The 12,169-nt window shown below is 70.4% G+C and carries 9 protein-coding genes; all 9 read left to right on the plus strand.

Translation table 11 applies throughout. The features are described 5' to 3' along the window. The 9 genes from ABH935_RS29655 (at nucleotide 1) to ABH935_RS29695 (ending at nucleotide 12,137) form a co-directional block, all read left to right on the plus strand. Complete coding sequence (locus ABH935_RS29655; protein WP_370381225.1) at nucleotides 1-906, plus strand: NAD(P)-dependent oxidoreductase; 906 nt, start codon at nucleotides 1-3, stop codon at nucleotides 904-906. Beyond that, nucleotides 903-2,108: an iron-containing alcohol dehydrogenase family protein gene (locus tag ABH935_RS29660; RefSeq protein ID WP_370381226.1), complete on the plus strand. Its 1,206-nt coding sequence runs from the start codon at nucleotides 903-905 to the stop codon at nucleotides 2,106-2,108. Before ABH935_RS29655 ends, ABH935_RS29660 begins: the two co-directional genes overlap by 4 nt. Continuing rightward, a complete protein-coding gene (locus tag ABH935_RS29665; protein WP_370381227.1) occupies nucleotides 2,105-3,562 on the plus strand; it encodes an NAD-dependent succinate-semialdehyde dehydrogenase in 1,458 nt (485 codons plus the stop codon). Before ABH935_RS29660 ends, ABH935_RS29665 begins: the two co-directional genes overlap by 4 nt. A 501-nt stretch (nucleotides 3,563-4,063) precedes the next feature. Next, the gene (locus ABH935_RS29670; RefSeq protein ID WP_370381228.1) at nucleotides 4,064-4,882 is read left to right on the plus strand and encodes an HAD family hydrolase; all 819 of its coding nucleotides are present in this window, start codon (nucleotides 4,064-4,066) and stop codon (nucleotides 4,880-4,882) included. 69 nt (nucleotides 4,883-4,951) lie between these two features. Further along, nucleotides 4,952-5,779: a class I SAM-dependent methyltransferase gene (locus ABH935_RS29675; RefSeq protein WP_370381229.1), complete on the plus strand. Its 828-nt coding sequence runs from the start codon at nucleotides 4,952-4,954 to the stop codon at nucleotides 5,777-5,779. Between the two features lie 415 nt (nucleotides 5,780-6,194). Further along, complete coding sequence (locus ABH935_RS29680; RefSeq protein WP_370381230.1) at nucleotides 6,195-7,175, plus strand: ABC transporter permease; 981 nt, start codon at nucleotides 6,195-6,197, stop codon at nucleotides 7,173-7,175. Further along, nucleotides 7,175-8,113, plus strand: coding sequence for an ABC transporter permease (locus ABH935_RS29685; protein ID WP_370381231.1), 939 nt, complete (start codon nucleotides 7,175-7,177; stop codon nucleotides 8,111-8,113). Before ABH935_RS29680 ends, ABH935_RS29685 begins: the two co-directional genes overlap by 1 nt. 14 nt (nucleotides 8,114-8,127) lie before the next feature. Then, on the plus strand, nucleotides 8,128-10,335 hold the full coding sequence (locus ABH935_RS29690) for a dipeptide ABC transporter ATP-binding protein (protein ID WP_370381302.1): 2,208 nt from the start codon (nucleotides 8,128-8,130) through the stop codon (nucleotides 10,333-10,335). A 59-nt stretch (nucleotides 10,336-10,394) separates the two neighbouring features. Beyond that, complete coding sequence (locus ABH935_RS29695) at nucleotides 10,395-12,137, plus strand: ABC transporter family substrate-binding protein (protein WP_370381232.1); 1,743 nt, start codon at nucleotides 10,395-10,397, stop codon at nucleotides 12,135-12,137. Nucleotides 12,138-12,169 lie beyond the last annotated feature (32 nt).

The raw sequence follows: 12,169 nt of genomic DNA on the forward strand, positions 1-12,169 counted from the left end.
ATGCGAGTCGCCTTCATAGGTCTGGGCAACATGGGCGGCCCGATGAGCCGCAACCTCGCCGCCGCGGGTGTGGCGCTGAGGGTTTTCGACACGGACGCGGCACGGACCGAGGCCGCGGTGGGCTACGGCGCGATCGCCGCCGGCAGCGCGGCGCAGGCCGCCGAGGACGCCGACGTGGTGGTGACGATGCTGCCGACCCCGGCGATCGTCGAGGACGTGCTGCTGGGCTCCGGCGGGGTGCTGGCCGCGATGCCGGAGAACAGTCTATGGATAGACATGTCGACATCAGTGCCCGAAGTCGCCGACCGGGTGCGCCGGCGCGCGGCCGAGCGCGGTATCAGGGTGCTGGATGCCCCGGTGTCGGGGATGACGAAGGGTGCTGATTCGGGCACGCTGCAGATCTTCGTCGGCGGGGACGCCGCGGACTTCGAGGCGGCGCGGACGCTGCTGGACGTGATGGGCGATCCGAAGCGGGTGCTGCACGTCGGCGGGCACGGGGCCGGGTACGCGGTGAAGCTGATGATCAATCAGCTGTGGTTCGTGCAGCTGGTGGCGATCGCCGAGGCGCTGACCGTCGGGGTGAAGGCCGGCGTGGATCTCAGCATCCTGCATCGCTCGCTGGTGGCCTCGCCGGCGAACTCGGTGCTGCTGGAGCGGGACTTCCTTCCGCTGCTGACCGCCGGGGACTACGACGAGGGCTTCGCGATCGCGTTGGCCTGCAAGGACACCGGGCTCGCCGTCGATCTGGCGCGGGCCGTGCAGGTGCCGGTCGAGGTCGGGGCGATCACCGAGCAGCTGTTCCGGCGGGCCCGGGCGGCGTACGGGGACCGGGCCGGCGAGATGACGCCGGTGCGGTTGTACGAGGACATCGCAGGGGTCGAACTTCGGATGGAGGCCACGACATGACGGGCATGACCGGCATGAGCACCGATATCACGCAGCAGACGATCGGGATCGGGCCGTTCCCGCCGACGACGTTCGCCGTGGGCGCCGTCGCCGAGCTGGCGGGCAAGGTGCGCGGGCTCGGCGCGACGCGGGCGGCGATCGTGACGGACCGGGGGCTGATCGCCACTCCCCTGCCCTCGGATGTCGCCTCACGGTTGGAGGCCGCGGGGCTGCACGTCGAGGTGTTCGGCGAGGTACACCCGAATCCGACCACTGATGACGTCGACGCGGGCGCTGTGGTGGTGAGGGCGCTGGGCAGTGGCGGACGGCGCGCCGACACCGTCGTGGTGTCGCTCGGCGGCGGCTCGGCGCTGGACGGCGCGAAGGCGATCGCGCTGGCGGCGGCGAACACGGTGCCGTCGGCCGCGCTGGGCTGGGGCGGCGCCGGGCTCGCTCCGGCGCTGCCGATCGTGGCGGTGCCGACGACGTCCGGGACCGGGGCGGAGTGCAACGACTTCGGCGTGGTGACCGACACCGGGACGCACCGCAAGTGCTACCTCGGCGGGCCGAGCTGCCTGGCGCGGGCCGTGATCCTGGACCCGGCGCTGACCCTGACGCTGCCAGCCGGGGCGACGGCGGCGTCGGGGATCGACTGCCTGACGCACGCGGTGGAGTCGTTCCTGTCGATCCGCGCGAACGCCTGGGCCGACGGCCTGGACCTGCAGGTCGTACGGCTGGTCTCGCAGTTCCTGCGGCGCGCGGTGTCCGACGGCTCGGACCTGGAGGCGCGCTCGCACCTGCTGCTGGCCGCACACACCGCCGGGCTGGCGATGAGCACGACGGGGCTGGGGATCGTGCACGGCGTGGCGCACCCGCTGGGTGGGCGCTTCGACGTGCCGCACGGTGTGGCGCTGGCGATGGTGCTCGGCGAGTGCCTGCGGTTCAATCGGCCGGAGCGGGTGGAGCGGCTGGCGCGGTTGGCGGAGCCGCTGGGGGTGTTCGACGCGTCGGCGTCGGCCTCGCGCAACGCGGACGCGGCGATCGCGGCGGTCGAGGAGCTGGTCGTGGATGTGCGGCTGGGGCTGCGGCTCGACGGGTTCGGGATCACGAAGGCGGATCTGCCGCAGTTGGTGGCGGACACGTTGGATGATGCGGTGATGGCGAATACGCCGCGCGCTGCTTCGGCCGAAGACGTGCACGCGATTCTTTTGGCGGCGCTGTGAATACCTCTCGGACTGAGCTGCCTCAGGGCTTTTCAACGAGCCCTTATATCGGCGGCGACTGGGCATCCGGCGACGGCGAGCCCTTCGACGTGCTGAACCCGTCTACCGGCGAGGTGCTGGCGACCGTCGCCGGTGCCGGGCCCCGGGACCTCCAGTCCGCGCTGGCCGCCGCCTCCGACGCGTTGCCGTCGTGGTCTTCGACCGCGCCTCGCGTCCGTGGCGAGGTGCTGCGCCGGGCCTTCGAGCTCATGCACGAGCGTGCCGACGAGCTGGCGCGGCTCATGACCCTCGAAATGGGCAAGACCCTGGCCGATGCGCGTGCCGAGGTCGGTTATGCCGCCGAGTTCTTCCGGTGGTTCGCCGAGGAGGCGCCGCGCATCGGCGGCGAGCTGCGGACCGCGCCCTCCGGCGCCAACCGCATCCTGACCCTGCGCAAGCCGGTCGGGGTCTGCCTGCTGGTCACGCCGTGGAACTTCCCGGCGGCGATGGCGACGCGCAAGATCGGGCCGGCGTTGGCGGCGGGGTGCACCGTGGTGCTCAAGCCGGCCGAGGACACGCCGTTGACCGCGTTGTATCTGGCCGCGCTGCTCGCCGAGGCGGGGGCGCCGGCGGGGGTGGTGAACGTGCTGCCGACCGCGCAGCCCGGGCCTTTGGTGGCGGCGGGGCTGGCCGACGAGCGGGTGCGCAAGCTGTCCTTCACCGGCTCGACGGCCGTCGGGCGGCAGCTCCTGGCGCAGGCCGCGCCACGGGTTCTGCGCTGCTCGATGGAGCTCGGGGGCAACGCGCCATTCATCGTGCTGGAGGACGCCGACATCGACGCGGCGGTCGAGGGCGCGATGGTCGCCAAGATGCGCAACGGCGGCCAGGCCTGCACCGCGGCCAACCGCTTCCTGGTGCGCGAGGAGGTCGCCGAGGAGTTCACGGCGAAGCTCACGGACCGGATGGCGGCCCTGCGGCTCGGGCCTGGTATCGACCCGGCCACCGGGCTCGGGCCGATGGTGAACCGCCGCGCCGTGGAGCGGATCACGAAGCTGGTGGACGACGCGGTCGCGGACGGCGCGAAGCTCCGCCTCGGCGGCGCCCCGCCCGACGGGCCCGGCTTCTTCTACCCGGCGACCGTGCTCACCGACGCCGACCCTGCCTCGGCCCTGGCGACCGAGGAGGTGTTCGGCCCGGTCGCCGTGATCTACGCGGCGTCCTCGGACGAGCAGATCCTGGCGCAGGCCAACGCCACCGAGTATGGCCTCACCGGCTACCTGTACACGCGCGACCTGGCCCGCGGGCTGCGCATCGGCGAGCAACTGGAAGTCGGCATGATCGGCCTGAACCGCGGCCTGGTGTCGGACCCGGCGGCGCCGTTCGGCGGCGTGCGGCAGTCGGGGCTGGGGCGCGAGGGCGGGTTCGAGGGGATCGAGGAGTATCTCGAAACCTCTTACATCACCACGAACTGGTAACCGGACAGGCAGCCAGGACGCCGGGCGACCGCCGGATTCCCTCGCCGACGGTCGCCCGGCTGGGGTGCCGAGCGCGGAAGCCAGTGGCCGGGCTGCGCCGCCGTAGCTCGGCAAGCGGTGAGCGGAGCACGACCGGTGAGCTGAGCGCGGGCAGCGAGCTGAGCACTGGCGGCAGTCTCCGGCCGTAGCTCGGCAAGCGGTGAGCTGAGCACGACCGGTGAGCTGAGCGCGGGCGACGGTCTCCGGCCGTAGCTCGGCGACCGGCAAGCTATGCGCGGCCAGCGCTCGGCACTCGGCACTCAGGTGGCTGGTGCTCAGGTGGCCGGCGGCCGGCGCTTGGCACTCAGGTGGTCGGCGCTCAGGTGGCTGGCGGCCGGCACTCGGCACTCATTGGCCAGCGCTCGGCAATCGGCAATCGGCAATCGGCAGCCTGCGGCCGACAAGCTAAGCGCGGTCGGCGGCGAATTCTCTCCCCACGCCCCGCATGCGAGTCTTGATCGTGTGAACCCACCTCAAGTCATCGCCACCGACCTGGACCGCACCCTCCTGCGCAGCGACGGCACCACCTCCGCGCGCACCCGCGCGGCGCTCGACCTGGCCATGGAGCGCGGTGCGCATGTGATAGCCGTGACCGCGCGGCCGATTCGGTGGCTGGACCGGCTCAAGCCGTGCTTCGGGCGGCTGCCGCATGTCATCGCCTCCAATGGGGCCGTGTGCTACGACCTGGCCGGCGGCGTCGCGTACGATCCGCGGCCGTTCGAGGCGGCGACGGTGGCGAAGCTGCTGGCCGGGGTGCGGGCCGCGCTGCCGGGGGCGCGGTTCGCGCTGGAGACGCCGGACGGGATGGTGCGCGAGGCCGACTACGAGCTCTCGCCCTTCGACATGGACGGCGACGACGCCGGGCGCCGCGTCGTCCCGTACGAGGACCTGCCCGCGGCGGTGGCTGACGCGCCGCTGCTGAAGGTCCTCGCCGCCGACCGCTCGCGCAACAGCGCCGACATGTACGTCGAGGCGCTGCCCGCGGTCGGCACGCTCGGCCAGCTCACCTACTCCACCAACCGCGGCGTGCTGGAGCTGGGCCCGCCCGGGGTCGACAAGGCCTCGACGCTGGCCGCGTGGTGCGCCGCGCGCGGGATCGACGCCGCGGACGTGGTGACGTTCGGCGACATGCCGAACGACATCCCCATGCTGCGCTGGGCCGGGCGCTCTTGGGCGGTGGCGAACGCGGTCGACGAGGCCAAGGACGCCGCGACTAGTGTCGCGGCCACCAACGACGAGGACGGTGTGGCGCAGGTCATCGAAGAGCTCTTCCATACCTGAGGCTGGAGCTCGTCTCATTGAATGAGACAGTTCTTCTCAAATAACGGTCGCCTCACTAGAGTCTCCGGCATGACGACGCGGCCGGAGACTCCTCAAAACACGTACACCCACGGCCACCACGAGTCGGTGCTCCGCTCGCACCGCTCGCGCACCGCCGAGAACTCCGCGGCCTACCTGCTGCCCCGCCTAGCGGCAGGTCAGAGCCTGCTGGACGTGGGCTGCGGGCCCGGCACCATCACCGCCGACCTCGCCGAGCGGGTGGCCCCGGGCACGGTGACCGCGGTGGAGATCACCGCCGAGGCGCTGGCCCTGGCGCAGGAGGAGATCGCCTCCCGAGGCATCGCCAACGTCCGCTTCGCGGTCGCCGACGTCCACGCGCTGGACTTCCCCGACGACACCTTCGACGTCGTGCACGCGCACCAGGTGCTCCAGCACGTCGCCGATCCGGTGCTGGCGCTGAAGGAGATGCGGCGGGTCTGCAAGCCCGGCGGCGTGATCGCGGCGCGCGACGGCGACTACGGCGGCTTCCGCTGGTTCCCCGAAGTCCCGGCGCTCGACGAGTGGCTGCGCCTCTATCAGGCCCTGGCGACGTCCAACGGCGGCCACCCCGACGCCGGCCGGCGGCTGCGCAGTTGGGCACTGGAAGCCGGATTCCCCGAGGACGCCATCACCTCCGGCGCCTCGTCGTGGGTGTACGCCACCCCGGCCGAGCGCCAGTGGTGGGCCGATCTGTGGGCGGAGCGCACGACCAAGTCCTCAACCGCCACGCAATACGTCGAAAAGGGCTTCGCCTACGTCGAGGATCTCGACGCGGTCGCGGCCGGCTGGCGCTCCTGGGCGGACAAACACGACGGCTGGTTCAACGTCGTTCACGGCGAGATCGTGTGCGTGGCCTGATATAGCCCGAATAACAATCCCGGCCGTCGAAATACGCCGCCGGACGACGTTATTCGGGTACCGAACCGTTCGGTATCCCGATATTTCCCTGCACAGCCCGGTCCTCTCGTATGCCGAGAGGTCCGGGCTCTTCGTGCACAGTCAGGGTTTTACCGCTATGGTTCCAGCCCATGGACGGCGCGGTGGTGCTCACGACTCGCGGCCACGTGGACTTCTGCCGCGTGGCCAGCGCGCTGTGTCCGCTTTCCCGATAAAGGTTCTGACCTCCCCCGGCGTCCGCATGCCGTCCTTTAGACGAGGGCTTTGCATATAAGCGGTGATTCCCGGGTACCGATCGGTCCGAGAACCGCTCAGCGCCCTGCCAAGTCCTTTCGACACGCATAAGCGTGCCCTGATACGGGAGCCACACGACGCCATGGGTCCTTTCCTGCTGCGCAGGATCGTCAACTATCTGGTTCTGATCTCTCTGGCGACGTGCCTGGGCTACCTGCTCGCGGCCTCCAGCCTGAGTCCGCGCGAGTACTTCGCGCAGCGCCAGCCCCCGCCGCCGGCGGCGTCGGTGAACGCCACGCTGAACCAGCTGAACCTCAACGACAAGACGCCGTTGGAGGACCGGTTCGGGCACTGGGCCGAGGGCGTCCTGACCGGCGACCTGGGCAAGACCATCGACGACACCTCGGTCTCGGCGGAGATGGGGCGCCGCATCGGCGTGACCCTGCGGCTGGTGCTGGTCGGCACCATCACCGGCGCGCTCGTCGGGGTCGCGCTCGGCTTCGTCTCGGCCATCAGGCAGTACCGACCATCGGACCACGCCATCACGTTCCTGTCGTTCCTGGTGCTGTCCACGCCGGTGTTCCTGTTGGCGGTGCTGCTGAAGATCGGCACCGTCAAGATCAACCAGGCCGCCGGCACCACCCTGCTCCCCTACACCAACGAGACCACGGCGGGACTGGCCGGCGGCTGGTTCCGACATCTCGTGGACCGCGGGCAGCACCTGGTCGTGCCGACGCTGTCGCTGATGCTGGGGCAGGCGGCACTGTTCAGCCGGTATCAGCGCTCGGCGATGCTCGACGTGCTGGGCGCCGACTACATCCGCACCGCCCGGGCCACCGGCATGCGGCGCGGGCCGGCGCTGGTCAAACACGGGCTTCGCACGGCCCTGATACCCATGGCGACTCTGTTCGCCTACCAAATGGGGTTGCTGCTCACCGGCGTCACCTTCACCGAGAAGATCTTCGGCTGGCACGGCATGGGCGAGTGGTTCGTGGACTCGATCGGACGCCAGGACGTCAACTCGGTGGCCGCGATGGTGCTGTTCACCGCGGTACTGGTGCTGATAGCCGGGCTGCTGTCGGACATCGCGCACGCGCTGCTCGACCCGCGGGTGCGTGTCTGATGGCCGCCGGGATGGAGCTCGTGGTCGCCGAGGAGGACGCGGCCAGGCCGGCCGAGCCCGAGGCGCTGAGCCGCGGACGGATCGTGCTGCGGCGGTTCCTGGGCCGCAAGCTGGCGGTGGTCGGACTGGTGATCCTGGTCCTGATGTTCGCGCTGGCGTTCATCGGGCCGTATCTGACTTCGTGGAACTACAAGGACCAGGACTACAACAACTTCCTGACCGGACCGTCGGCCACGCACTGGTTCGGCACCACGCAGATCGGCTCGGACGTCTACGCGCAGACCATGCGCGGCCTGCAGAAGTCGCTGATCATCGGGCTGCTGGCGGCGGTGCTGTCGACCGGTCTGGCCGGGATCGTCGGCGCCACGGCCGGGTACTTCGGCGGCTGGACTGACAGGGTCCTGATGTGGTTCGTGGACCTGCTGCTGGTGCTGCCCTCGTTCCTGATCCTGGCGATCACCTCGCCGCTGTTCCACGGCCGCACCTGGCTGCTGTTCGTGATCCTGCTGGCGGCGTTCAACTGGATGGTGACGGCGCGCATGGTCCGCGGGCTCGCGCGGTCGCTGCGGGAGCGGGAGTTCGTGACCGCCGCGGAGATCATGGGGGTGCACCCGCTGCGGATCATCACCCGGCACCTGCTGCCGAACATGGCCTCGCTGCTGATCATCGACGCCACGCTGAACGTCGGCGGCACCATCATCGCCGAGACCTCGCTGAGCTACTTCGGGTTCGGCGTGCAGCCGCCGGACGTGTCGCTGGGCACGATCATCGCCGACGGGACCGACTCGGCGCTGAACTTCCCGTGGCTGTTCTACCCCGCGGGCATCCTGCTGATCCTGACGGTGATGGCGGTCGCGTTCGTGGGCGACGGGCTGCGCGACGCGATGGACGACGCGGCCGGCACCGCGTCCTCCTCCGGCACGGGAGGTGCGGCGTGAGCGGCGTGAGCGGCATGAACACGGACGCGGTGCTGGAGGTCACGGACCTGCGGGTGTCCTTCCCCGGAGAGAAGGGCAAGCGGCTGGAGGCCGTCAGAGGCCTGAGTTACCAGGTGCGGCGCGGCGAGACGCTGGCCATCGTCGGGGAGTCCGGCTCGGGCAAGTCGGTGTCCTCCATGGCCGCGATCGGGCTGCTGCCGACGAACGCGGCGGTCACCGGCTCGGTGCGCTTCCGCGGCCGGGAGCTGCTGGGCCTCAACGACAAGGAGATGTCGCGGATCCGCGGCGCCGGCATCTCGATGGTGTTCCAGGACCCGCTGTCCGCGCTGACCCCGGTGTACCGGGTCGGCGAGGCGATCGCGGCGGCGATCCGGGTGCACCAGGATGTGTCTTCGGACACTGCGACGCGCCGCGCGGTGGAACTGCTGGAGCTGGTCGGCATCCCGGACCCGGTACGGCGCGCGCAGGCGTTCCCGCACGAGTTCTCCGGCGGCATGCGGCAGCGCGTGATGATCGCGATGGCGATCGCGAACGACCCGGACGTGATCATCGCCGACGAGCCGACCACCGCCCTGGACGTGACGGTGCAGGCGCAGATCCTGGAGGTGCTGGCCACCGCGAAGCAGGCGACCGGGGCCGCGATCGTGCTGATCACGCACGACCTCGGCGTGGTCGCCGGCTTCGCCGACCGCGCGACGGTGATGTACGCGGGCCGGCCGGTGGAGACCGCGACGGTCGAGGAGCTGTTCGCGGCGCCGAAGATGCCGTACACCGCGGGCCTGCTGGGCTCGCTCCCCCGGCTGGACGCCGGACGCGGCGCGCGCCTGCGGTCCATCCCCGGTTCGCCGCCTTCGTTGCTGGAGTTGGGGGCGGGGTGTCCGTTCGCGGCGCGGTGCGAGTTCGTGGTGGACGTGTGCCGGACGGCCGAGCCGGAGCTGGTGGAGATCGGGCCCGGGAGGGCGGCGGCTTGTCATCGGAGCGGTGAGGGGCTGGATCTGATGGCCGCCGAGCCGGTCACGACTGAGGCCGACGCCGTGGTCGAACCGATCGGTGAATCAGAGATCGAAATCGCGAAGACAGCCGACGTCGGTCCCGAACCGAGTGTCGCAGAGCCCGTGCTCACCGTCCGCGACCTGATCAAGCACCACCCGCTGACCAAGGGCTCGATCATCCGCCGCCGCATCGGCACCGTCCGCGCGGTCGACGGCGTCAGCCTGGACATCGCCGCGGGCAGCACGCTGGCGCTGGTCGGCGAGTCGGGCAGCGGCAAGACCACGACCGTGATGGAGATCCTGCGCCTGCACGCCCCGCAGGCCGGGAGTATCAGTGTCCTGGGTCAGGACCTGGACGAGCTGAACCGCGGCCGCAACGTGCGGCGCCGGGCCAAGCAGGTGCGGGCCGGGATCGCGGCGGTGTTCCAGGATCCGCTGGCCTCGCTGGATCCGCGGCTGCCGGTCGGCGATCTGCTGGCCGAGCCGCTGCGCACGCACGGGCACGAGAAGGTCGCGCCGCGCGTGCGCGAGCTGCTGGAGATGGTCGGGCTGGAGGCGTCGCACGCGAACCGCTTCCCCCGCGAGTTCTCCGGCGGGCAGCGGCAGCGGATCGCGATCGCGCGGGCGCTGGCGCTGGAGCCGCGGCTGGTGGTGCTGGACGAGCCGGTGTCGGCGCTGGACGTCTCGGTGCGCGCCGGGATCCTGAACCTGCTCGCCGATCTGCAGCGCGAGCTGGGACTGGCGTACCTGTTCGTGTCGCACGACCTGGCCGTGGTCCGGCACGTGGCCGACCGGGTCGCGGTGCTGAACCTGGGCCGGGTCGTGGAGTACGGGGACGCCGACTCGGTGTTCGAAGACCCCCGGCATCCCTACACGCGTGCGCTGTTGTCGGCCGTGCCGGTGCCGGATCCGGTCGTGGAGCGCCGGCGTGAGCGCATCGTGCTGCCCGGCGACCCGCCGAGTCCGGTGGTGCTCGACGGCGACGTCGAGGCGTTGCGCGGCTGCCGGTTCCGCAGCCGGTGTCCGCTGTACGCCGCGCTTGACGACGACTCGGCGCGCGAGCTCTGCGAGCGACAGGACCCTGAGCTGACCGCTGTCGGAACCGGCGCCGAACCCGGCGTCGGAACCAGTGCCGGAACCGGTGCCGGACCCGGCGCCGACCGCTCGGCGGCGTGCCATCACCTGGGAGCGTGGGCGCCCGCCCTGATCCCGCACAGCACCGTGGCGTGATCCGCCCGGCGCTGACCGTCCTCACACCCTCACCACCCTCACCGAAGGAGAACAGCACTGTGAGACGCTCTCCCAGTTCTTTGGTATTGAGCACGGCCGCGGTGGCCGCGCTGGCGCTGGGCCTGGCCGCCTGCGGCGGTTCCTCGTCCGGCAAGTCCGGCGCCTCCGGCACCGGCAGCTCGTCGAAGAACATCAACACCCAGCCCGGCAACGACATCAACCCGCAGCCGCGCGACAAGGTCGCCGACGGCGGCACCCTGCGCTGGCCGGAGGCCGGGATCTCGGACCAGCTGAACTACAACGAGGTGGACGGCACCGACGGCTCGGTGTCGGACATCATGGGCGCGGTCCTGGAACAGCCGTTCTACGCCGACGCCAAGGGCGTGCCGCACAACAACGTGAACCTGGTCGCCTCCTACACCGTGACGGCCTCGCCGCAGCAGGTGGTGACGCTGGAGATCAACCCGAAGGCGGTCTGGCAGGACGGCACGCCGGTCACCGAGGCCGACTTCGAGGCGCAGTGGAAGGCGCTGAACGGCACCAACGCGGCGTTCCAGATCTCCGGCACAGTCGGCTACGACCAGATCCAGAGCATCAAGCAGGGCAAGGACGCCAAGGAAGCGGTGATCACGTTCACCAAGCCGTACAGCGAGTGGCAGGGGCTGTTCTCGCCGCTGTACCCGGCGGCGACGAACAGCGATCCGAAGAAGTTCGTCAACGACTTCAAGGACGCGATCCCGAACAGCGACGGGCCGTTCAAGCTGGGCTCGATCAACCAGACCGCCAAGACCCTGACCCTGGTGCGCAACGACAAGTGGTGGGGCGACACGCCGAAGCTGAACCAGATCATCTTCATGTCGATCGACCTCGACGCGCAGACCGACGCCCTGGCCAACAACGAGGTCGACCTGCAGTACGGGATCGGCTCGCACGTGTCGTACTACGCGCGGGTGAAGAACCTGTCGAACGTCACCGTGCACAAGGCGGCCGGCCCGGTCTGGGCGAACCTGACCTTCAACGGCGCCGGCACCGGCCCGCTGTCCGACATCCGGGTCCGCAACGCTCTGACCATCGGCATCAACCGCAAGCAGATCGACACCGCGCTGGTCGGCCCGCTCGGCGTGAGCACCGACCCGCTGAACAACCACGTCCTGCTCACCAACCAGCAGGGCTACCAGGACAACTCCGGCGACCTGGGCACGCAGGACGTGGCGCGCGCCAAGTCACTGCTGGACCAGGCCGGCTGGACCAGCACCGACGGCGGCAAGACCCGCACGAAGAACGGCAAGACGCTGAACCTGCGCTACCCCATCAACTCCACCAGCGACTCCAGCAAGCAGCTGGCGGAGATCGTGCAGAGCCAGCTGGCGGCCATCGGCGTCCAGATCACGATCGCCCCGGTCCCCGGCGCCGACTACTACACGAAGTACGTCAACGTCGGCGACTTCGACATCGCCCAGGTCATCTTCGGCGGCAACGCCTACCCGCTGAGCACGGCGCAGCCGGAGTTCGCCAACCCCACCCCCGGCACCGGCGGCTCACTGAACATCCAGCAGAACTACGGCCGCGTCGGCGACCCGGCGATCGACAACCTGTTCACCCAGGCGCTCAGCTCGCTGGACCGGACCCAGGCGATCAAGTACGCCAACGAGGCGGACGCGGCGATCTGGAAGCTGGACACGGTCGTCCCGCTGTTCCAGCGTCCGCAGATCGTGGCGACGAACACGAAGCTGGCGAACTATGGGGCGCCGGGGGTCCAGGACACGATCTACGAGAACTTGGGGTTTGTGAGCGGGAGCTAGTGGTTGGAGCTACTGCCAGAGGTACGGCTAGA

Origin of the sequence: Catenulispora sp. GAS73 (assembly GCF_041262085.1) — a bacterium.
Taxonomy (GTDB): Bacteria; Actinomycetota; Actinomycetes; order Streptomycetales; family Catenulisporaceae; genus Catenulispora.